Source organism: Citrobacter sp. Cf087 (assembly GCF_030334285.1).
GTDB lineage: Bacteria > Pseudomonadota > Gammaproteobacteria > Enterobacterales > Enterobacteriaceae > Citrobacter > Citrobacter freundii.
In genome coordinates this window covers 199,557-219,789 of sequence record NZ_JAOWED010000031.1, presented here as the reverse complement: position 1 = coordinate 219,789, position 20,233 = coordinate 199,557, and the positions used below count along the sequence as shown (strand labels likewise).

The window sequence follows — 20,233 nt, the reverse complement described above, 5'->3', positions numbered from 1 at the left end:
GAGAAAGAGCGATGAAAGAGCCAGGCCTTCCCGCAGACCAACAGTTTTTCGCCGATCTGTTCAGTGGCCTGGTGTTAAACCCACAGCGTCTGGGGCACGTGTGGTTCGCAACCCAGCCCACCACGTTACCGACCGGCAGTTTATGTATTGATCTTCCGCGCCTTGATATCGTGCTACGTGGGGAATACAGCAACCAACTGCAAAAACAGCAGCATAACCTGGCAGAAGGCGACATGCTGTTTATCCCGGCGAAAGCGGCCAATCTGCCCGGCGGCGACAAACCCGTGATGCTGCTGAGCCTGGTTTTTTCTCCGGCATGGCTGGGACTCTCTTTTTACGATAATCGAACCGCATCGCTGCTTCGTCCGGTACGCCGTATTGAGTTACCCCATCCACAGCGCGGCGAAGGCGAGGCGATGCTCACCGCATTAACGCATTTAAGCCGCTCTCCTCAGGCCCAGGATATCATTCAGCCGTTGGTGCTTAGTCTGCTGCATCTGTGTCGTAGCGTGGTGAATACCCGCCCAGACACTGAGCGCCCACGCGCTGAATTTCTCTATCATAGTATGTGTAATTGGATACAAGATAACTATGCCCAGCCGCTGACTCGCGAAAGCGTGGCGCAGTTTTTTAATATCACACCCAATCACCTGTCAAAAGTGTTTGCCCAGCACGGCACTATGGGGTTCGTCGAGTATCTGCGGTGGGTAAGAATGGCGAAGGCGCGCATTATCTTGCAGAAATACCATCTGTCGATTAGCGAAGTCGCACAGCGGTGTGGATACCATGACAGTGATTATTTCTGCCGCCTGTTCCGGCGTCAGTTTGGCCTGACGCCGGGAGAGTACGGCGCGCGTTTTCAGTCAGCGCGTTGATTATGTCAACACCTGCCAAGGCCGCCGCATCTTTGCTTTATGGTGAGTCGTTACAGCCGATGTCTGTGTGTTTAGCCCAATTGACCATTCCCTGGAAATCAACAATCACCACGGATTCATCGCCAACCACCCAGGCATCATGGCCTGGAGGAATGCGCGACAGCTCACCGGGCTTACAATCAAATTCGCTGCCATCATCCATTTTTATCCGCAGCACACCGGAAACGTGGTACTGAAAATGAGGGGCTTCGCAACTCTTCGTTCCAGCGATAGGTTGAACTGACGTAGACCACCGCCAGCCTGGCTCCAGGACAGCACGGCCGACGATTGCACCTCCCACATCGAGAAGCTCCAGTCGCCCGTGAGGGAACTCACGAACTTCGTCTGGAAGACCAAATGACTTCACTTCTGCTTTGTCCATTGCGCACCTCCTTAGGTTGATTACGCGCATGGCCGCTCTTAAATTATATCAGCAGCGGTCATTTATTGTACGATTCGTAATCTCAGCCAGGATCGTTGTAAAATAACGGCCTTTAGCTAAACCCTGCAGGCTTACTCAATAAAGTGAATATACGATGAAGAACAGACGTGCACTCTCCCTGATGTGTTTTCAGATGCTGGAATCAGGTGCGGATCGTCGGACCGTGAAAAGAGCCCTGACCTCCCGCCGTGTTAAAGGTCGCCAGGCGGTAGTTCTGCTCTGCAAGCAAGAGATGACGCTGTTGAGGGCCGGGAAACTACCGTTCTCTGATTGATAATTTCCCTTTCTGACCCGCTTATCCACTCTTGCTATCAAACTTAAAACGTCAGTTCTGCCTCCAGCAGCGCAAGAATGCTCTCAGCATTTTCAGCGGCAAACAACGACTGGCGGAACTGCTTGTTCACCAGCTTGCGCGCCAGCTGCGAGAAGACCTTCACGTGGTTTATGCCTTCATCGGCACCCAGCGTCAGCATGATCACCAGTTCTACATCACCCATCTCAGACTGCCAGTCAACGGGCTGCAGAAGCCGGGCAATGCTGATGCTGGAATGGCGGATCCACTGGGATTTCGTGTGCGGAATAGCCACACCGAAGCCGACGGCGGTGGTGACGATCTCTTCGCGCTGCCAGACATCCTCTTCCAGTTCAAACGGATGTTCAGTCCGTCCATTAACGCCAAGATTGCCGCACAGGAACTGGATCACCTGCTCTTTGTTACTCAGAGATTCGCCGACAAAGATGTTCTCCAGCGCCAGCAGCGGACGCACATCTTTCTGCGGTGCAAACTGGTTTAGCAGATCTTCTATCTCCTGAGCGCTACGGCATTCGCAGGCCTGCATGGCGAGCTCACGACATGCCCGACCGTCCAGTTGACGAAGCTGGCTTTTTACCGCCGGAATACGTGGGCTGCTCATGCTCAGCTCGTCCAGCCCGAGGCCCAGAAGCAGCGGTAAATAACGTCCTTCACCGCCCAGTTCGCCGCAAATACCCACCCATTTACCGCGTTCGTGCGCCACGCGAACAATCTGCTGCAACATGCGCAGGAACGACGGCGTAATCGGGTTGTACAGCGGCGAAACGCGCGGGTTATTGCGATCAACGGCGTACAAATACTGGGTCATGTCATTTGAGCCAATACTGAAGAAATCCACCTCATCACAGAAATGGTCGATGATGTAACACACCGAAGGGACTTCAACCATAATCCCCAATGAGATTGTCGGAGCATGACGTAAGCCGTCCGCTTTCAGCGCCACCAACGCTTTTTGCAGTTCGCTTTTTACCCATAAAATCTGGTCGAGGCTGTGCACCATCGGGATCATCAGTTGCGCATTGCCGAAGGTCGCCGCCCGTAAAATCGCGCGCAACTGAGTGCGAAAAAGCCCGGCAAACTCCGGATAAATCCGCACCGCGCGATAGCCCAGGAACGGATTCTCTTCCTGCGGAATATTAAGATAGCGGATGTTCTTATCGCCACCGATATCCATGGTGCGAAAGATAACCGGCTTGTCGCCCGCGGCCAGTAAGACCTGCTGGTAGGCTTCAAACTGTTCCTGCTCATCAGGTGCGCTGTCGCGATCCATAAACAGCATTTCAGTACGAAACAGCCCAATCCCTTCCGCACCATTGGCAAACGCTCCCGGCGCTTCCAGCGCGGTACCGATATTCGCTGCAACGTCAATACGCTGATGATCTTTGGTCAACGCAGGCTGGGCGGCATCAAGCGCCTGCCGCCGCTGGCATTCATCGGCCAGCTTCTGCGCAATCGCGTAATAGCCGCGAACGGCATCGTCTGGATTGATGGCTAATACCCCACATCGGGCATCCAGTACCGCATGCTGCCCGGAATACCGGTTAATGGCCGCCAGCGGCAAGCCGCTAAGTACCGGAATAGCTGACGCACGGGCAAGGATCAAGGTATGCGAAGTGCGCCCCGTTTTCTCCAGGAGCATGCCAGACAGATGCTGCAAATCGAGGCTTAAAAACTGGCTGGGCGTCAAATCCTCAGCAACCAGAATTGTCGGTTTATTCAGCACCAGCGCATTACGCGGCCGTCTTTCAGGCCAGGTGATGTGCAGCAACTGTTCGCTGATATCACGGATATCACTAACGCGTTCGCGCAGGTAATCACTACCGGAGGCCGACAGCTTGTCGCACACCAGCTCCATATTGGCAATGATTGCCGCCCCTAGCCCCAGATGTTGCTCCAGCATTAAGCGGCGAATATTCCCGGCAAACTCGTCATCCTGAATCAGAGACAGATGCGCGCTAAGGATGGTTTTACTCTCGCCGTCGCGCTCGCGCAGCTGCTGATTGAGCTGTTCGGCAAGCGTCGCCAGACTATGCTCCAGCCGGGTATTGTCTTCCGCACTCGCCGCAATCGCACGATAACTTTCCAGGTTATCACTCTGCCAAAGCGTGAGCGTACCTGCTCCTACGCCCCCTGCCAGCACGCTGCCGTACAGCAGGTCCGGGTTGAGGCGAATCAGCGAACGTGGCAACGGGTGCGCCGCCAGTTCCGCCGGGGTCGGCTGAACGCTATCGCTGTCAATAAACCGGTGCTGCAGGTACTCCTCCAGCGCTCGCCGGGCCTGTTCTTCATCGCGGCCAGTAATGGACAGGCTGCAACTGTCGTTAAACAGCGTTCCGGTACCTATCAGCGCCAGCGAGCTTTTCGCATCCGCCCGCGCATTCTGGCGATGATTAATAAATATCACCTCACTTTGCCACTGGCTGCACTGTTCTTTCAGCTCCCACGCCGGACGCGCATGCAGACCATTGGGTAACGGGCAAAGAAATTGAATCGTTAGCATAACAACTCCTGATTAGCGCGAAATCAGCACCTGAAATCCGTCAGATGAGCCACGGTTTCGCACGTAAGATGTGAAATAAGAGCCGACAACAGCTGCTGCGTCTGGATGATGTCCCGGCAGTCGGCAATCGACGCCGCGCAATGTCCATACCGTGTGGCGGGTCCCATGACAACCGTTGGGATCCCTGTGCCGCTTACGTGCACCACCCCGCCGTCGGTGCCGCCGTTACTGAACATATCGAGCTGCAGGGAAATACCCGCGTCAGCGGCCACGCTTTCAACCCACGCCGTCAGCTTTGGCGGTGCAATCAGCGATTTATCGCTCAGCACCAGCATCGGACCTTTGCCGAGCTGCCGATGGTTGGCCGCACTGTAATCAAAATTTTTGGCCCAGCAGGCGGTATCCAGCACAAACGCCACATCCGGTGCGACAACGCGTGCAGCCGTTTGTCCTCCGCGCAGTCCCACTTCTTCACTGGAACTGGCCACCAGCCAGACCTCGCAAGGAAGTATGGCGTTATGCCATTCACGTAGTAGCGCCACCAGCAAATAACATCCAAGACGATCATCAAAGGCTTTGCCCATGATTCGCTGGTGCGGCAAGACCTGAAAGGTTGTGTCGAATGTGACGCGATCGCCGGGGCGTACGCCGGCCTGGAGTACCTCATCATAAGATCGCGCGCCAATATCTACCCGCAGCGTATTGACCTCATTACCGCAGCGCTCTCCGTCGAGCAGACCGGGAATTTTGCTCTCTTCACGGGTGGTGATCCGCACCGGCTGCAGTTGTCTGGCCGCCATACGCACATTTCCCACCGGCAATACATCGATCGCCCCTTCGCTGGAAATACTACGCACGATAAATCCCACTTCATCCATATGCGCGCAGATCATCACCTTCGGACCGGTTGATTCATTGAGACGGATCAGCACCGATCCCAGACCATCGAAGCGCACCTCTTTATTAAGACGATCCGCCTCCTCAAGCAGGATCTGCCGCACTTCCTGTTCTGACGAGGCGATCGCGTCCGCCTCGCTCAGCGCCTTTAGTAACGATAAATCCATTACGCCTCTCCCGTGTGTAGCAATGTTTTCGCCATGGTATAGAGCACCTCGCCGCCGTCAGGCGTAACCAGCACAACATCTTCAATACGCACACCCCCCTGCCCCGGCAGATAAATACCCGGCTCAACGGTGAGCAGCATGCCAGCGACCAGAGGTGTTGTGTCATCGGAGGAAAAACGTGGGTTTTCATGCACTTCAATGCCGATAGCATGTCCGGTGTTGTGACCAAACCCATCACCATAGCCCGCCAGGGTAATGACCCGCCTGGCTGCGGCGTCTACCTCATTGCATCGCACACCTGGTCGAATTGCCGCCACCGCGGCACGCTGCGCCGCAAGGACAATCTGGTACACGGCAAACAGCGCGCTTTCTTCCGCTGGCTGGTTCGCATCGGGGATGCGAAAGGTTCGCGTCATATCCGAGCAATAACCCTGATACAGCGCGCCAAAATCCAGCGTGATGAACTCACCCGCCTCAACACGTTTGTCGCTGGCTTTGCCGTGTGGCAGCGCACCGCGCCAGCCGCTGGCGACAATGGTGTCAAAAGAAGCTTTATCTGCGCCGAGCGTGCGCATAAACCACTCCAGTTCAGCGGCAATTTCGCGCTCACTGAGACCGGGTTGAATAAAGCGTCGTATATGTTCCGCGCTGAGATCAGCTATCCGGCAGGCTTCGCGGATGCAGGCTATTTCCTGCGCCGTTTTCACCTGCCGGAGCACATCCGGTACGGCGCTCACCAGTCGGGCGCGCAGTTTGTCCGCCCACGCGTTCGCCGTTTCCCAGCTTACTTGCTCACCTTCGAATCCCACCGTCTGCAGCTTTTCGTGCGCAATAATGTGATTCACCTGCGAAAATAGCGTCTGCGCTCCATCGAGCCGATGGATCTGATAGCCCTGAGTACGCGTGGCAATATCGGTGTAGTAACGGGCATCAACCAGGATATGCGCACTTTCATGGCTGATAAACACAAACCCTGAACTGCTGGAGATCCCCATATGCGGCTGTTTGTTCTGCCGTGATGACAACAGCATCGCGTCGAGTTGTTGCGCCGTTAACCAGTCGCGCAGTGAAGCAAGTAAGCTCATAGTTACAATCCTTTTAATCAGAGGCTTTCAATCAGCAACTTGCCTTTGCGATACATCAGATGGCGAAGGAACACCACCATCAGCGCCGTAATCACCGCGCCTAACAGGATCCCCGCCATATAAACGCCGAGGTTAGTGACCAGCGGCCACGCCCAGATAGCGGATTCCGGGAACCACTGCACGGCCCCCAGCCAGACGGCAGCCGTCGACCCGACAATGGCGCCAACCATATAAGAAGGAATTGCGGTGATGGGACTTTCCAGTGCAAACGGGATCGCCCCTTCGCTGATGCCCATAAATGCGAGGAACATTGCCGTTTTCCCCTGTGGGTAAAGCTGTGCGCTGAACAGGCGTTTGCCGGTTAAGCGACGGTCAATAAGCGTGGCCAGCCCGAGGCCAATCGGCGGAATGACAATCGCAATAGAGCGCGCGGTGACCGGCAGAACGTGATCGGTAGTAAAGCTGAAGGCGACAAAACCTGCGGCTTTATTAATCGGGCCGCCGAGGTCAATCGCCGTTGCCGCGGAAATTCCCATCGCGTACATCAGCGTGCCTTTCTCGCCAGCCGCCGTCAGCAAAGTACGGATCCCGCCGTTAATCCAGCCGCCAAACGGCGTTATCACGTAATACATCGCCAGCATGACGAAAATGGCGGAGAGAATGGGCAGTAAAAAGGTGGTTTTGAATGCCAGCAGGAAATCAGGCAGCTGGATTTTTTGGTTCATCCACTTCACCAGATACCCGGCGACAATCGAGATAATCAGCGCACCAATAAAGGTTGACGGAACCGGAGCACTGGTTACCCATTGCAGCGTTGATGGGTCAAAATTCAGTATCTGTGTCGGCTGAGTAGACATCAGCCCGCCAATGAACCCCGCCGGAAACGCCAGCTTGCCGCCGATGGAGTTGGCGACAAACGCGGCAAACATCGGAATAGCAAAACCAAACAGCACGCCGCCAAAAGATTGCGACAGCCAGGCAAACTTCAGTAATGAGAGATTAAAACCGGTAAATTTTCCGCTGTTCAGCGCATCCATGATGCCAGTGTCAGCAGGAATATCGAGCCAGCTATAGGCGATCAGTTGCGAGAAGGCGAGAATTACCCCGCCCATAATTAACGTCGGCACCATGCGTGAAATACCCGACATCACATGTTGCGGAAGTTCGCCCCAGAAGCTATTGCGGGAGGCCGGTGGATTTTTTATTGCCGCTGCCGCACCAGATGCGCCAGGCACAACGGTTGCACTGCGTTTTTTAATGGCCATATGTAATTCCCTGTCGATGATTATTGTTGTTCAGCGGCAACCATCTCTTCGATCTCTTTAATGATGCCGGCAGCATTTTTTATCGCGTCCTGTAGCGTAATTTCGTAGACATCACGCGACTCAAAACGCTCGTTATCTTCTGGAGTTACGGCAACTGAATGGATGATTAACGTCGCCTCAGCAATATCCTGCGCCGTCAGGCGATTTTGTATTCCGTCAGCGCCTTGGGTTTCGATTTTCACTTCATAACCGGCTTCAACCGCGGCTTCTTCCAGCGCCTGAGCCGCCATAAAGGTGTGAGCCAGCCCCATTGGGCACGCGCAGACGGCAATTAATTTTTTGCTCATAATCATTTCCTCGTAATAGTTAACGAGTGAAATTATGGTCCGAGGAAAGTAACAACCGTTATCAGACAAATAATGCTTTTTCTGGACAAATAATCCAGCAATCAGGAAGTGTGACGAAGGTCGGAAAGGTGGGCGGCAGGCAAAAAAAAACCGCGTGATTTACGCGGTTTTGCAGATTTCTGATTGAAGAATTAAAGAATATGGCCCAGCGTCTGACGCAAATGCGCACCTGCGCCAAGTAGTCCAGGGTTATCGTGCACAATCAGGTACACCGGAATATCCTGCACGTAGGCTTTAAAACGGCCTTTATCTTCAAAACCACCGCGGAAGCCTGAAGCCTTAAAGAAGTCGAGGAAGCGCGGTACGATACCACCGGCGATGTACACACCGCCAAACGTCCCAAGGGTTAACGCCAGATCGCCACCAAAACGCCCCATAATGACGCAGAACAGCGACAGCGCCCGACGACAGTCAATGCAGGAATCTTCCAGCGCCCGTGCGGTGATATCCTTCGGCTGCAGATTTTCCGGCAACCGCCCGTCTGATTTGACGATGGCGCGATACAGATTCACCAGCCCCGGACCGGACAGCACACGTTCTGCGGAAACATGGCCAATTTCGGCGCGCAGGACTTCAAGGATAATTCCTTCTTCTTCGCTGTTAGGCGCAAAATCTACATGACCGCCTTCACCGGGCAGGCTTACCCAGCGTTTGTCCACATGCACCAGATGCGCCACACCGAGCCCGGTTCCTGCGCCATAGACGGCTATCGGTTTACCTTCAATAGGTTCCGCGCCACCAAACTGGATCAAATGCTCTTTTTTCAGCATCGGGATCGCCATCGACACGGCGGTGAAATCATTGATGATTTCCAGATGGCTAAAGCCCAGATTTTTTTTCATCTCAGCAATAGAGAATGCCCAGGTATGGTTGGTCATTGCCACCCAGTCGCCAGTAATCGGACAGGCAATGGCAATGCAACCATCTTCGACGCTGACGCTATGCTCATCCAGGTACACGCGCACCACGGCTTCCAGACTAGGGTAATCCAGCCCGGAATAGGTTTTTGCCTGCGAAATCTCGCCGCTGGCAATATCGCACAGAGCAAGACGCGCGTTGGTGCCGCCAACATCCCCTACTAAAGCATATTTTGTCATTCTTCCACTGCTCCGCTAAAGTCAGATTAAATCTTTGCCACACTGTAAATTCATGGGGACATAACAACAACGGTCTGAAGGCTGATGCCCGTGGAAAATCGATCCAGATCACACAATTACTTTATCGTTTCAGCACCATTTGCAGCGATGTCGTCAGGCAGGCTGTGCAAACTATGTCTATGACTCTGTTTTAAGGAATAGAAAATGCTCCATCCGCGAGCCAGAACGATGCTCTTGCTATCAACCCCAGCGCTAATCATTGGCATAGCGTCCAGCCTGGTGTTGATCGTTGTGATGAAAGTGGCTTCCGTTTTACAGCAGTTTTTGTGGGAACGTCTGCCTGTTAGCATCGGTATAGCCCAGGACTCTCCGGTCTGGATTATCGGTATGCTGACGCTCACGGGGATCATGGTCGGGTTAGTTATCCGTTACAGCCATGGTCACGCAGGTCCGGATCCGGCCTGTGAACCGTTAATTGGTATGCCGGTGCCAACGTCAGCACTACCGGGCCTGCTGGCAGCGCTAATCCTTGGCCTCGCGGGTGGCGTCAGTCTGGGTCCGGAACACCCCATCATGACCGTAAATATCGCTCTGGCAGTGGCACTTGGTAGCCGCATGTTTCCCCGCATTGCGAAACTGGACTGGACCATTCTCGCCTCTGCCGGCACCATCGGCGCGCTATTTGGCACCCCCGTTGCCGCTGCGCTGATATTTTCGCAAACGCTGAATAGCTCAAACGATGTGCCCTTGTGGGATCGCCTGTTCGCGCCGTTAATGGCCGCGGCCGCGGGTTCGCTAACCACCAGCCTGTTTTTTCACCCCCATTTTTCACTGCCCATCGCGCACTACACGCAGATGCACTTGATCGATATCCTCAGCGGCGCGGTTGTTGCCGCAATCGCTATTGCTGCCGGAATGGTAGCCGTCTGGTGTCTGCCACGTTTGCACCATTTAATGCATCGATTAAAACACCCGGTACTGATCCTCGGGGCAGGCGGTTTTATCCTTGGAATTTTGGGTGTTATCGGCGGGCCGCTTACCTTGTTTAAGGGACTGGACGAAATGCAGCAGATGGCGTTTAGCCAAACGCTGGGGACATCGGATTATTTCATGCTCGCCGTAATTAAGCTGGCGGCGTTAGTAGTTGCGGCAGCGAGTGGTTTTCGCGGAGGGCGAATCTTCCCGGCGGTATTCGTTGGTGTCGCCTTGGGTCTGATGCTGCACGCCCATGTTGAAGCGGTGCCGGCTGCCATCACGGTTTCTTGCTCTATCCTCGGGCTGGTGCTGGTCGTCACCCGCGACGCCTGGCTGAGTCTGTTTATGGCAGCAGTGGTGGTACCAGATTCCACCCTGCTGCCGCTGCTGTGCATCGTTATGCTGCCCGCCTGGCTGCTGCTGGCAGGCAAGCCGTTGATGGTCGCTGAACGCTCTGATAAATAGCTATCCGCCGTTGCGAGATTCCAGCGCACGGGTCACCGTGCGCAATAATTCAGGAAGATCGGCTTTCGGTAGCACCACCTCGATTAACGACAATCGTTGCGGATGGGACAGCCTGGCCAAAACTTCCTCCAGTTGTACCGCCTGCGTCACCCGCCAGCATTCCGCCTGGCATTCACGACTAAACGCCTGCGGCACCAACGTCCAACTCCAGGCGGCGATATCGTTATAGCGCTGATTTGCCCCGTGTATGGCCCGCTCCACGGTATAGCCGTCATTGTTGAGGAGTAAAATAACGGGTGATTGCCCGTCTCTGAGCATGGAGCCCAGCTCCTGAATGGTGAGCTGCGCCGCGCCATCGCCAATAATCAGGATCACCCGACGGTCCGGACAGGCCGTTTGCGCGCCGAATGCCGCCGGTAGCGCGTAGCCAATAGATCCCCACAACGGTTGAACCAGTACTTCCGCCCCGCAAGGTAATGAGAGCGCAGCCGCGCCAAAGGCGGCGGTTCCCTGATCGACGAGGATAATGTCATTAGGCGCCAGATACTGCTGCACCGTATGCCAGAAGTTTTCCTGCGTCAGAGGCCCCTTCTCAACCTGAATGCGCGCAACTGACGGACGTTCTGGCGGCAGTGAAAACGACATTTCCAGACACAGCTCCCGCAATGTGGTGACCGCCTGCTCCATCGGGATGTTAAACCAGCTGGTTCCAATCCGTGAGGCATGTGGCTGAACCTCAATGGTGCGCTCCTGCGGTAGCTGTTGCGTAAACCCGGCGGTCAGGGTGTCGACAAATTGTGTGCCGACACAAAATATCGTGTCGGCATCTTCGATAGCCAGACGAACATAATCGCTACTGGCTCCGGCACTGTATGTGCCAACAAACGCCGGATGACGTTCATCGAACAGCCCTTTGCCCATCAACAACGTGGCGTGGGCCATCGGCGTTTCCGCCATCCAGCGCTGTAAAACCGGCTGCAAACCAAAACGTAGCGCGAGAAAGTCCGCGAGCAGCGCGACGCGCGGGCTGTCCAGCAATCGTTCACGGGCATGATAGCGAAACGCTTCTGCCACACTGCTCTCCGGCTCGCTCAGAGGAACAATCAGGATGTCATTCGGTGGTGTAGCGGGCTGTTTTGCCACATCAGCAGGCAACATCAGATAGCCCGGCCTGCGTTCGATGAGCATTGCTCGCAACACGCGGTCAATTTCATAACAGGCGTTTTGTTCATCCAGTACCGCGCTCGCCGTCGACACCGCCTGCTGCATACGGTAAAAATGTTGAAAGTCACCATCACCCAGCGTGTGATGCATCAACTCCCCACGACGCTGTGCACCGCGACAGGGTGCGCCAACAATATGCAAAACAGGAACATATTCCGCATAACTTCCTGCAATACCGTTAATCGCACTTAACTCGCCCACACCAAACGTGGTGAGCAGCGCCCCTACCCCGGAGACCCGTGCATAGCCATCTGCCGCATAAGCCGCATTCAACTCGTTCGCACACCCGACCCAACATACGTTGGGATGTTCAATCACGTGGTCAAGAAACTGCAAATTATAATCGCCTGGCACACCAAAGAGATGGCCGACGCCACAGCCTGCCAGCCTGTCCAGCAGATAATCAGCAACGGAATACGGGGTTTGCATGACAGCTATCCTTCTGACGGTAACCTCATGTTGAGTATCGAAGAACTGTGATGACTGTCCAGGAAAGTCGCTGTGAAGGGGTGGAAAGCAGGATTTACAGTTTTGGCGGTAAAAATTCATTGAAGAATAGACGGTGTAACCGTATACACTGAAAGACACACGCATTGTGGAAGGGGGTGACATGGTTTATCACGCAGATGAAAATCGTTATCAGACAATGGAGTACCGCCGCTGCGGTCAGAGCGGCCTTAAACTGCCGATTGTCTCGCTGGGTTTGTGGCACAATTTTGGCGATACCACACAGGTCGAAAACAGTCGGGCATTGTTACAGCGCGCATTCGATCTGGGGATCAACCATTTTGATCTGGCAAATAACTATGGTCCACCGCCGGGTTCGGCAGAACGGAATTTTGGTCGGATCCTGCAGGAAGATTTTTTACCGTGGCGAGATGAGCTTATTATCTCCACTAAAGCGGGCTACACCATGTGGGAAGGTCCCTACGGTGACTGGGGTTCACGCAAATATCTGATTGCCAGTCTCGATCAAAGCCTGAAGCGCCTGGGACTGGAGTATGTCGATATTTTCTACCACCATCGCCCCGACCCTGAAACACCACTCAAAGAAACCATGCGCGCACTGGATCACATCGTCCGTCAGGGCAAAGCCCTGTACGTCGGGTTATCTAACTATCCGGCAGATCTTGCCAGGCAGGCGATTGAAATACTCGACGATTTAGGTACGCCATGCCTTATTCACCAGCCCAAATATTCCATGTTTGAACGTTGGGTCGAAGGCGGTCTGCTGTCGTTGCTACAGGAAAAAGGTGTCGGCAGTATCGCCTTCTCACCGCTGGCTGGCGGACAGTTAACCGACCGCTACCTGAACGGCATTCCTGCGGATTCTCGTGCGGCAAGCGGCAGCCGTTTCCTGAACCCGGATCACATTACGCCAGAGAAACTGGAGAAGGTGCGGGCGCTGAATGCGCTGGCAGAACAACGCGGGCAAAAGCTTTCCCAGATGGCGCTGGCATGGGTGTTACGGGATGACAAAGTCACGTCAGTGCTGATTGGCGCGAGTAAAACGGCGCAGATTGAAGACGCTGTCGGCATGCTGGCAAACCGTCACTTTACGTCTGAAGAGTGCGCGGAGATTGATGCTATCCTGAGTTGATTGAAATAAAGACACATTTATTAACAAAAAGTGCTCTCACTTGCGATTTAAGAGTTAAGGCGATGAAACGGGGCTTTACTGCCCCGTAATATTGTATTAACAGGCCGGCTACGGCTCGATCGTGAAGGAGAGAAAACATGTTCAGGTCACTGATTCTGGCGGCAGTCTTATTGGCTTTTACACCGCTGGCCGCGAACGCTGGCGAAATCACCCTGCTGCCATCAATAAAATTGCAAATTGGCGATCGCGATAACTACGGTAACTACTGGGATGGCGGCCGCTGGCGCGACCGGGATTACTGGCACCATAACTATGAGTGGCGCAAAAATCGCTGGTGGCGTCATGACAATGGCTATCATCGCGGTTGGGATAAACGCAAAGCTTATGAGCGCGGCTACCGTGAAGGCTGGAATGACCGTGACGACCACCGCGGTCGCGGAAAGGGCCGAGGTCACGGACACCACCATTAATGTAACAAAAGGGCCCGCGGGCCCTTTTGTTTTTACAAACCGAGCGCGGTTCCTACCAACAGCCAGATATTGAGCGTCACCACCAGCACAACAATCACCCAGCCTACCTGTTTTACCCATCGGGTATTCACCAAATCGCCCATCAGCTGACTGTTGCTGGTGAAAATCAACAGCGGCACCAGCGCCAGTGCAATACCAAAACTGAGCAACACCTGGCTCATCACCAGAATACGCGTTGGATCTAATCCCATCAGAATCACAATAAAGGATGGCATCATGGTGACCGTACGGCGAACCCAAAGCGGAATGTGAAAACGGATAAACCCTTGCATCACCACCTGCCCCGCCAGCGTACCGACCACAGTAGAAGAAAGTCCCGCAGCCACCAGGCTTAAACCGAACACTGTCGCCGCAGCGTGACTCAACAGCGGTTCAAGGGTCAGATAGGCTTGATCGAGATCGGCAATACCGGTATGCCCGCTAAAATGAAATGCAGCGGCAGCCGTCGCCATCATCGCCAGATTGACAAATCCGGCAATCGTCATGGCGATAGCCACATCCCATTTCGTGGCCGCATAGCGCTGTTGACGTGTTCCGCCGTGCAGATGCTGGGTTAAGGAAGAGTGCAGATAAATGACATGCGGCATGATAGTCGCGCCGAGCACGCCAGCGGCGAGGAACACCGCTTCGGAATTAGGTAGGCTCGGGATAACCATCCCCTTGCTAAGTTGCGCGAAGTTCGGCTGAGAAAAGATCAATTCCACAATGTAAGCCGCAGCCACAAACAGCAGCAAGCCGCCAATCACTTTTTCCAGCGGTTTTTGCCCGCGGCGCTGCAACATCAGAATCAAAAAAGTCGCGATACCGGTGAGCACGGCCCCCTGCAATAACGACACGCCGAGGATCAACTTAAAGCCAATCGCGGCACCAATGAATTCAGCAAGGTCTGTCGCCATGGCGATAATTTCGGCCTGCACCCAGTAGAACCACACCACCGGACGAGGATAGTGATCGCGAATTTGTTCCGCCAGATTTTTACCCGTGGCAATGCCAAGCTTTGCCGATAGCACCTGGATCAGCATCGCCATCAGGTTTGCCCAGACCACCACCCACAACAGTTTATAGCCAAAGCTGGCCCCTGCCTGGATGTTGGTGGCGAAGTTGCCCGGATCGATATAGCCGATCGCTGCGATGAACGCAGGTCCCATTAATGCGAGCTTCAACTTGCGCGCTGCCCGTCCACTGCTACTCTCAACGCGATCGTTAGTCATTTTAGTGCCTCAGAAACATAGCCTTTGCTATGTTTCAAGCTACGCCTATTGAGAATGATTATCAACTTCATTTTGATGGGTGAAGTTGATTTCTCTGATAGTGTTTGTCTATGGATCGATAAGGATTCTGGGAAAAACGGTAAGATGTTTAATTATTGTTATAGATTAGCACAATGACATAACTTTTCACTTCGATACAAAGCATAACGGAAGTGTATCACCGATCACTAATTTTGAATCTCGTCACAGGTCCTTATTATAGTGTGTGTTTGATCTCGTTTTCTTTATGGTTGTTACATAGAATGTGCACGAAAACTAAACCTGCCTCATATTTGGAGCAAATATGGACCGCGTCCTTCATTTTGTATTGGCATTGGCCGTTGTTGCGATCCTTGCGCTGCTGGTAAGCAGTGACCGTAAAAAGATTCGCATTCGTTATGTTATTCAACTGCTTGTTATTGAAGTGTTACTGGCGTGGTTCTTCCTGAACTCCAACGTCGGCCTGGGCTTCGTAAAAGGCTTCTCCGAAATGTTCGAAAAACTGCTCGGTTTTGCCAACGAGGGGACGAACTTCGTCTTCGGCAGCATGAATGATCAAGGCCTGGCATTTTTCTTCCTGAAAGTGCTGTGCCCTATCGTCTTTATCTCCGCCCTGATCGGTATCCTTCAGCATATCCGTGTGCTGCCGGTTATTATCCGCGCAATTGGTTACCTGCTTTCCAAAGTGAACGGTATGGGCAAGCTGGAATCCTTCAACGCCGTCAGCTCTCTGATCCTGGGTCAGTCCGAGAACTTTATCGCCTATAAAGATATTCTCGGCAAAATGTCTCGCAACCGTATGTACACCATGGCTGCAACGGCGATGTCTACCGTTTCCATGTCTATCGTCGGCGCGTACATGACCATGCTGGAGCCGAAGTACGTTGTTGCGGCGCTGGTACTGAACATGTTCAGCACCTTTATCGTGCTGTCGCTGATCAACCCTTACCGCGTTGATGCCAGCGAAGAAAATATCCAGATGTCTAACCTGCATGAAGGTCAGAGCTTCTTCGAAATGCTGGGTGAATACATCCTGGCAGGTTTCAAAGTGGCAATTATCGTTGCGGCGATGCTGATTGGTTTCATCGCGCTGATTGCTGCCCTGAACGCCCTGTTTGCCACCGTGACCGGCTGGTTTGGCTACAGCATCTCCTTCCAGGGCATCCTGGGTTACATCTTCTATCCGGTTGCATGGGTAATGGGTGTTCCGTCCAGCGAAGCGCTGCAGGTGGGCAGTATCATGGCGACAAAACTTGTTTCCAACGAATTCGTTGCGATGATGGACCTGCAGAAAATCGCCTCTACGCTCTCTCCGCGCGCTGAAGGCATCATCTCTGTGTTCCTGGTCTCCTTCGCTAACTTCTCTTCTATCGGTATTATCGCCGGTGCGATTAAAGGCCTGAACGAAGAGCAAGGTAACGTAGTTTCCCGCTTTGGTCTGAAGCTGGTGTACGGCTCTACGCTGGTGAGCGTACTGTCTGCATCTATCGCAGCACTGGTGCTGTAAGCGTAAGACAACGTCGTAGTGATAAGGCCGGGGAATTTCCCCGGCTTTTTTATGCCTGCTATTCAGCAGAGCAGGGAGATATCGGTAAGAATCGACAGGATGCAGAAACAAAAAACCCCCGCTTTTCAGCGAGGGTTTAAATTTTGGTGGAGCTAAGCGGGATCGAACCGCTGACCTCTTGCATGCCATGCAAGCGCTCTCCCAGCTGAGCTATAGCCCCACGATGCTTTTACGTATATACCAAATTCGTTGGGATAAAATTTGGTGGAGCTAAGCGGGATCGAACCGCTGACCTCTTGCATGCCATGCAAGCGCTCTCCCAGCTGAGCTATAGCCCCATTACGTAAAGCTTGTCGAGTTGACGGGCGGCATCATATGAATTCCCTTCGCGTGTGTCAACGGCAAAATTAACTCATAGAATTCAATCGCTGAAAAAGCAGTCAAATGAAGAACATTGCGCAACAACTCGCATTCAGTAGTTAAACGCGTCACGGTTTCTACTAAAATGGTGCTATAAAATGAGCCACTAATTAACCCCACGACTATTCAGGGAATCGTTATGTTCAAGGAACGGATGACGCCAGAAGAACTTGCTAATCTGACCGGATACAGCCGACAGACCATCAATAAATGGGTGCGCAAGGAGGGTTGGGCTACATCACCAAAACCAGGCGTACAGGGCGGTAAAGCGCGTCTGGTTCACGTCACCGAACAAGTTCGTGAATACATTCGCAGCGCTGAGCGTTCAGCCGAAGGTTTATCAGATAATTTATCGTTATCAGGCGATACCTCTATCGAAGCTCTACTGATTAGGCTCGCCAAAGAGATGACTCCGTCAGAACAGAAAATGTTTACGTCACTGATCCTGCGTGAAGGCATTACGGGTTTATTACAACGCTTAGGGATCCGCGACAACAAATAATATGAAAAAATTACGCAGCAAAATGACGACCGAAGAACTGGCGGACTGTCTCGGAGTTGCCAAACAAACCGTCAATCGTTGGATCAGAGAACAAAACTGGACCACCGAAAAGTTTCCCGGCGTTAAAGGGGGTCGTGCAAGGCTGATTCATATCGACTCCAGCGTCCGCACGTTTCTGCTCAATATTCCGGCTTTTCGCAAAGTACCTGAAATTTATCAGGCAGAGGAACCGTTGGCAGAATACAACCACGTGGTGCGTAGCCACGCCTGTCGCCAGATAATTAGCGCACTGGACAACATGTCCCCAACGGAACAAGAAAAGCTGGCAATGTATATTTCTCGCGAAGGTATTCGCACTTTCCTTACCCGTCTGGGTATTGATGAGTCTGAATAACAGGCAAAAACAACGGCAGGATGCGCTCCTGCCGTTGTTTCATCGCTCAACCGAGCTTACTGCTGGCTTTCACGCTCAGCAATAAACGCCAGCGCTTTATTAATACGCTCAATGCTGCGGGATTTACCAATCGCATGCACTGTGACGTCTAACGCCGGAGACTGACCCGCACCGGTTACGGCTACGCGCAGCGGCATCCCAACTTTACCCATACCCACTTCCAGCTCATCAGCGGTCGCCTGAATCGCGTGGTGCACGTTTTCTGCCGTCCACTCGCTGATAGCAGCCAGTTTATCGCGAACCACTTCCAGCGGCTGACGTGCTACCGGACGCAGGTGTTTCTTCGCGGCGTCCGCGTCGAACTCAGCAAAATCTTCGTAGAAGTAACGGCAGCTCTGCGCCATCTCTTTCAGCGTTTTGCAGCGCTCACCCAGCAGTTTAACCAGCTCAGACAGCTGCGGGCCGACGCGAGTATCGATATTTTCCTGCTCAATGTGCCATTGCAGATGCGTTGCCACATATTCCGGTGCCAGCGCATTAATGTAGTGATGGTTCAGCCACTGCAGTTTTTCGGTGTTGAACGCACTGGCAGACTTGCTCACCGCACCAAGGGAGAATAGTTTGATCATCTCTTCACGGGTGAAGATTTCCTGATCGCCGCTGGACCAGCCCAGACGCACCAGATAGTTCAGCAGCGCTTCCGGAAGGTAACCGTCGTCGCGATACTGCATAACGCTGACCGCACCGTGACGTTTAGAAAGTTTTTTACCATCGTCGCCGTTGATCATCGACACGTGTGCATAAACCGGCACCGGCGCATTCAGCGCTTTCAGGATGTTTATCTGACGCGGAGTGTTGTTGATATGGTCTTCACCACGAATAACGTGAGTGATTTCCATATCCCAGTCGTCGACCACCACACAGAAGTTGTAGGTCGGGGAACCGTCGGTACGGCGGATGATCAGATCGTCCAGCTCCTGGTTGCTGAATTCGATCGGCCCACGGATCTGGTCATCAAAAATAACGGATCCATCCTGCGGGTTGGCAAAACGCACCACGCATGGTTCATCATCAGCATGATGTTCATGACCGTGGCGGCAGCGACCGTCGTAACGAGGCTTCTCACCGTTTGCCATCTGCTCTTCACGCAGCGCGTCCAGACGTTCTTTGGAGCAGTAGCATTTATACGCGGTACCGGCTTCCAGCATCTCATCAATCACGGCGTTGTAGCGATCAAAACGTTTGGTCTGGAAGTACGGGCCTTCATCCCATTCCAGATTCAGCCAGTTCATGCCATCCATAATGGCTTCAATAGCTTCCGGAGTGGAGCGTTCGAGATCGGTGTCTTCAATACGCAGCACAAACTCACCGTCATGGTTACGTGCAAAAAGCCAGGAATATAGAGCAGTACGCGCACCACCGACGTGCAGGTAACCTGTCGGGCTTGGCGCGAAGCGAGTTTTGATTTTCATGAAATGGCCTTACGTTTATAAAGATGCCGACAACCGGCAAATCCTGGGAAGATTATCAGGCTCGTATTCTATCACTGTGGTCTGATTCCTCAATGTTGTTCAGGTTGGAACATCACGCTTTGCCATTTTCGTATACAAATCATGCTGCATGGATTGATTTGCGATCGTTTTGTTTAAATTTACGACGAACGAACAAATTCTTTAGAAAATGCGTTGACTCATTTTCAACTCTCCCTATAATGCGACTCCACACAGCGGGGGTGATTAGCTCAGCTGGGAGAGCACCTCCCTTACAAGGAGGGGGTCGGCGGTTCGATCCCGTCATCACCCACCACTTCGGGTCGTTAGCTCAGTTGGTAGAGCAGTTGACTTTTAATCAATTGGTCGCAGGTTCGAATCCTGCACGACCCACCAATGTAAAAAAGCGCCCTAAAGGCGCTTTTTTGCTATCTGCGATTTGTAAGATTCGAACCTGCCGCAGGTTCGGTGTTGAGCGCAGCGAAACAACGGAGCCGGTTACGGCGACGGCCCGAAGGGCGAGCGAAGCGAGTCATCCTGCACGACCCACCAATGTAAAAAGGCGCCCTAAAGGCGCCTTTTTGCTATCTGCGATTTGTAAGATTCGAACCTGCGGCAGGTTCGGTGTTGAGCGCAGCGAAACAACGGAGCCGGTTACGGCGACGGCCCGAAGGGCGAGCGAAGCGAGTCATCCTGCACGACCCACCAATGTAAAAAGGGCGCTGGCGGCGCCTTTTTGCTATCTGCGATTTATACAACTGCCTGATGCGCTACGCTTATCAGGCCTAC

Annotated in this window: 19 protein-coding genes, 4 tRNA genes and 2 other RNA genes; 12 read left to right on the top strand and 13 right to left on the bottom strand. The window is 53.3% G+C overall.

The window, feature by feature from the left end; translation table 11 throughout:
• Nucleotides 1–11: 11 nt before the first annotated feature.
• Nucleotides 12–875, top strand: a complete 864-nt coding sequence (locus tag OGV57_RS17650; protein ID WP_003839254.1) for an AraC family transcriptional regulator — start codon at nucleotides 12–14, stop codon at nucleotides 873–875.
• A gap of 37 nt (nucleotides 876–912) precedes the next feature.
• Here the strand turns inward: OGV57_RS17650 and OGV57_RS17645 are convergent, their stop codons facing one another.
• Nucleotides 913–1,296 carry a cupin domain-containing protein gene (locus OGV57_RS17645; protein WP_080953243.1) on the bottom strand — a complete coding sequence of 128 codons (384 nt, stop codon included), beginning with the start codon at nucleotides 1,294–1,296 and terminating at the stop codon, nucleotides 913–915.
• 154 nt (nucleotides 1,297–1,450) lie between these two features.
• Between OGV57_RS17645 and OGV57_RS17640 the strand changes: the two genes are divergently transcribed.
• Nucleotides 1,451–1,630 (top strand): hypothetical protein, encoded by a 180-nt coding sequence (locus tag OGV57_RS17640; RefSeq protein WP_071524306.1) that lies wholly within the window; start codon nucleotides 1,451–1,453, stop codon nucleotides 1,628–1,630.
• 43 nt (nucleotides 1,631–1,673) lie between these two features.
• On the opposite strand, the gene ptsP is transcribed toward OGV57_RS17640, so the two are convergent.
• The 6 genes from ptsP to glk form a co-directional block, all read right to left on the bottom strand.
• Complete coding sequence (gene ptsP / locus OGV57_RS17635; protein ID WP_230121821.1) at nucleotides 1,674–4,169, bottom strand: phosphoenolpyruvate--protein phosphotransferase; 2,496 nt, start codon at nucleotides 4,167–4,169, stop codon at nucleotides 1,674–1,676.
• A gap of 23 nt (nucleotides 4,170–4,192) precedes the next feature.
• On the bottom strand, nucleotides 4,193–5,233 hold the full coding sequence (ypdE, locus tag OGV57_RS17630; RefSeq protein WP_054528625.1) for an aminopeptidase: 1,041 nt from the start codon (nucleotides 5,231–5,233) through the stop codon (nucleotides 4,193–4,195).
• A complete protein-coding gene (gene ypdF / locus OGV57_RS17625; protein ID WP_054528626.1) occupies nucleotides 5,233–6,318 on the bottom strand; it encodes an aminopeptidase in 1,086 nt (361 codons plus the stop codon). Before ypdF ends, ypdE begins: the two co-directional genes overlap by 1 nt.
• Nucleotides 6,319–6,335: 17 nt before the next feature.
• Nucleotides 6,336–7,583 carry a PTS fructose transporter subunit IIC gene (locus tag OGV57_RS17620; protein WP_003028252.1) on the bottom strand — a complete coding sequence of 416 codons (1,248 nt, stop codon included), beginning with the start codon at nucleotides 7,581–7,583 and terminating at the stop codon, nucleotides 6,336–6,338.
• Nucleotides 7,584–7,603: 20 nt separating this feature from the next.
• The gene (locus OGV57_RS17615) at nucleotides 7,604–7,930 is read right to left on the bottom strand and encodes a PTS fructose transporter subunit IIB (protein ID WP_003028254.1); all 327 of its coding nucleotides are present in this window, start codon (nucleotides 7,928–7,930) and stop codon (nucleotides 7,604–7,606) included.
• A gap of 191 nt (nucleotides 7,931–8,121) precedes the next feature.
• Nucleotides 8,122–9,087, bottom strand: a complete 966-nt coding sequence (gene glk, locus OGV57_RS17610) for a glucokinase (protein WP_046670120.1) — start codon at nucleotides 9,085–9,087, stop codon at nucleotides 8,122–8,124.
• 204 nt (nucleotides 9,088–9,291) lie between these two features.
• Between glk and OGV57_RS17605 the strand changes: the two genes are divergently transcribed.
• Entirely contained in the window at nucleotides 9,292–10,527 is a 1,236-nt protein-coding gene (locus tag OGV57_RS17605) for an ion channel protein (protein WP_046670121.1), read from the top strand.
• Here OGV57_RS17605 and OGV57_RS17600 read toward each other — a convergent pair whose 3' ends face one another.
• On the bottom strand, nucleotides 10,528–12,180 hold the full coding sequence (locus OGV57_RS17600) for an alpha-keto acid decarboxylase family protein (protein WP_054528627.1): 1,653 nt from the start codon (nucleotides 12,178–12,180) through the stop codon (nucleotides 10,528–10,530).
• 181 nt (nucleotides 12,181–12,361) lie between these two features.
• Here OGV57_RS17600 and mgrA point away from each other — a divergent pair, with 181 nt between their 5' ends.
• Both mgrA and ypeC read left to right on the top strand, forming a co-directional pair.
• Nucleotides 12,362–13,351 carry an L-glyceraldehyde 3-phosphate reductase gene (mgrA, locus tag OGV57_RS17595; RefSeq protein ID WP_054528628.1) on the top strand — a complete coding sequence of 330 codons (990 nt, stop codon included), beginning with the start codon at nucleotides 12,362–12,364 and terminating at the stop codon, nucleotides 13,349–13,351.
• 137 nt (nucleotides 13,352–13,488) lie between these two features.
• Nucleotides 13,489–13,821 carry a DUF2502 domain-containing protein YpeC gene (gene ypeC, locus OGV57_RS17590; RefSeq protein WP_003839243.1) on the top strand — a complete coding sequence of 111 codons (333 nt, stop codon included), beginning with the start codon at nucleotides 13,489–13,491 and terminating at the stop codon, nucleotides 13,819–13,821.
• A 32-nt stretch (nucleotides 13,822–13,853) separates the two neighbouring features.
• Here the strand turns inward: ypeC and OGV57_RS17585 are convergent, their stop codons facing one another.
• Both OGV57_RS17585 and OGV57_RS23830 read right to left on the bottom strand, forming a co-directional pair.
• Nucleotides 13,854–15,092 carry an Nramp family divalent metal transporter gene (locus OGV57_RS17585; RefSeq protein WP_003028272.1) on the bottom strand — a complete coding sequence of 413 codons (1,239 nt, stop codon included), beginning with the start codon at nucleotides 15,090–15,092 and terminating at the stop codon, nucleotides 13,854–13,856.
• Complete coding sequence (locus OGV57_RS23830; protein ID WP_418222155.1) at nucleotides 15,089–15,163, bottom strand: hypothetical protein; 75 nt, start codon at nucleotides 15,161–15,163, stop codon at nucleotides 15,089–15,091. The genes OGV57_RS17585 and OGV57_RS23830 overlap by 4 nt, the downstream gene beginning before the upstream one ends.
• A 272-nt stretch (nucleotides 15,164–15,435) precedes the next feature.
• Here OGV57_RS23830 and nupC point away from each other — a divergent pair, with 272 nt between their 5' ends.
• Entirely contained in the window at nucleotides 15,436–16,638 is a 1,203-nt protein-coding gene (gene nupC / locus OGV57_RS17580; protein WP_003028275.1) for a nucleoside permease NupC, read from the top strand.
• Between the two features lie 144 nt (nucleotides 16,639–16,782).
• Here nupC and OGV57_RS17575 read toward each other — a convergent pair.
• Both OGV57_RS17575 and OGV57_RS17570 read right to left on the bottom strand, forming a co-directional pair.
• Nucleotides 16,783–16,858, bottom strand: a tRNA-Ala gene (locus tag OGV57_RS17575).
• A 42-nt stretch (nucleotides 16,859–16,900) separates the two neighbouring features.
• Nucleotides 16,901–16,976, bottom strand: a tRNA-Ala gene (locus OGV57_RS17570).
• Between the two features lie 221 nt (nucleotides 16,977–17,197).
• On the opposite strand from OGV57_RS17570, the gene OGV57_RS17565 reads away from it, so the two are divergent.
• Together OGV57_RS17565 and OGV57_RS17560 are read left to right on the top strand one after the other, a co-directional pair.
• Nucleotides 17,198–17,560 carry a YfeC-like transcriptional regulator gene (locus OGV57_RS17565; protein WP_003028277.1) on the top strand — a complete coding sequence of 121 codons (363 nt, stop codon included), beginning with the start codon at nucleotides 17,198–17,200 and terminating at the stop codon, nucleotides 17,558–17,560.
• Between the two features lies 1 nt (nucleotide 17,561).
• On the top strand, nucleotides 17,562–17,954 hold the full coding sequence (locus tag OGV57_RS17560) for a MerR family transcriptional regulator (protein WP_003028279.1): 393 nt from the start codon (nucleotides 17,562–17,564) through the stop codon (nucleotides 17,952–17,954).
• A gap of 56 nt (nucleotides 17,955–18,010) precedes the next feature.
• Here the strand turns inward: OGV57_RS17560 and gltX are convergent, their stop codons facing one another.
• Complete coding sequence (gene gltX / locus OGV57_RS17555) at nucleotides 18,011–19,426, bottom strand: glutamate--tRNA ligase (protein WP_003845002.1); 1,416 nt, start codon at nucleotides 19,424–19,426, stop codon at nucleotides 18,011–18,013.
• Nucleotides 19,427–19,684: 258 nt separating this feature from the next.
• On the opposite strand from gltX, the gene OGV57_RS17550 reads away from it, so the two are divergent.
• The 4 genes from OGV57_RS17550 to OGV57_RS17535 all read left to right on the top strand — a co-directional run bounded on the left by OGV57_RS17550 (nucleotide 19,685) and on the right by OGV57_RS17535 (nucleotide 20,152).
• Nucleotides 19,685–19,760, top strand: a tRNA-Val gene (locus tag OGV57_RS17550).
• 4 nt (nucleotides 19,761–19,764) lie between these two features.
• Nucleotides 19,765–19,840: transfer RNA gene (locus OGV57_RS17545), tRNA-Lys, on the top strand.
• Nucleotides 19,841–19,869: 29 nt separating this feature from the next.
• Nucleotides 19,870–19,996, top strand: a non-coding RNA gene (locus tag OGV57_RS17540) — RtT sRNA.
• 29 nt (nucleotides 19,997–20,025) lie between these two features.
• A non-coding RNA gene (locus OGV57_RS17535) (RtT sRNA) lies at nucleotides 20,026–20,152 on the top strand.
• The last annotated feature ends 81 nt before the right edge of the window (nucleotides 20,153–20,233 follow it).

Coding starts and splice junctions, on each gene's coding strand:
- OGV57_RS17650 (WP_003839254.1), top strand. CDS start 12: ATGAAAGAGCCAGGCCTTCCCGCAGACCAACAGTTTTTCGCCGATCTG.
- OGV57_RS17645 (WP_080953243.1), bottom strand. CDS start 1,296: ATGGACAAAGCAGAAGTGAAGTCATTTGGTCTTCCAGACGAAGTTCGT.
- OGV57_RS17640 (WP_071524306.1), top strand. CDS start 1,451: ATGAAGAACAGACGTGCACTCTCCCTGATGTGTTTTCAGATGCTGGAA.
- ptsP (WP_230121821.1), bottom strand. CDS start 4,169: ATGCTAACGATTCAATTTCTTTGCCCGTTACCCAATGGTCTGCATGCG.
- ypdE (WP_054528625.1), bottom strand. CDS start 5,233: ATGGATTTATCGTTACTAAAGGCGCTGAGCGAGGCGGACGCGATCGCC.
- ypdF (WP_054528626.1), bottom strand. CDS start 6,318: ATGAGCTTACTTGCTTCACTGCGCGACTGGTTAACGGCGCAACAACTC.
- OGV57_RS17620 (WP_003028252.1), bottom strand. CDS start 7,583: ATGGCCATTAAAAAACGCAGTGCAACCGTTGTGCCTGGCGCATCTGGT.
- OGV57_RS17615 (WP_003028254.1), bottom strand. CDS start 7,930: ATGAGCAAAAAATTAATTGCCGTCTGCGCGTGCCCAATGGGGCTGGCT.
- glk (WP_046670120.1), bottom strand. CDS start 9,087: ATGACAAAATATGCTTTAGTAGGGGATGTTGGCGGCACCAACGCGCGT.
- OGV57_RS17605 (WP_046670121.1), top strand. CDS start 9,292: ATGCTCCATCCGCGAGCCAGAACGATGCTCTTGCTATCAACCCCAGCG.
- OGV57_RS17600 (WP_054528627.1), bottom strand. CDS start 12,180: ATGCAAACCCCGTATTCCGTTGCTGATTATCTGCTGGACAGGCTGGCA.
- mgrA (WP_054528628.1), top strand. CDS start 12,362: ATGGTTTATCACGCAGATGAAAATCGTTATCAGACAATGGAGTACCGC.
- ypeC (WP_003839243.1), top strand. CDS start 13,489: ATGTTCAGGTCACTGATTCTGGCGGCAGTCTTATTGGCTTTTACACCG.
- OGV57_RS17585 (WP_003028272.1), bottom strand. CDS start 15,092: ATGACTAACGATCGCGTTGAGAGTAGCAGTGGACGGGCAGCGCGCAAG.
- nupC (WP_003028275.1), top strand. CDS start 15,436: ATGGACCGCGTCCTTCATTTTGTATTGGCATTGGCCGTTGTTGCGATC.
- OGV57_RS17565 (WP_003028277.1), top strand. CDS start 17,198: ATGTTCAAGGAACGGATGACGCCAGAAGAACTTGCTAATCTGACCGGA.
- OGV57_RS17560 (WP_003028279.1), top strand. CDS start 17,562: ATGAAAAAATTACGCAGCAAAATGACGACCGAAGAACTGGCGGACTGT.
- gltX (WP_003845002.1), bottom strand. CDS start 19,426: ATGAAAATCAAAACTCGCTTCGCGCCAAGCCCGACAGGTTACCTGCAC.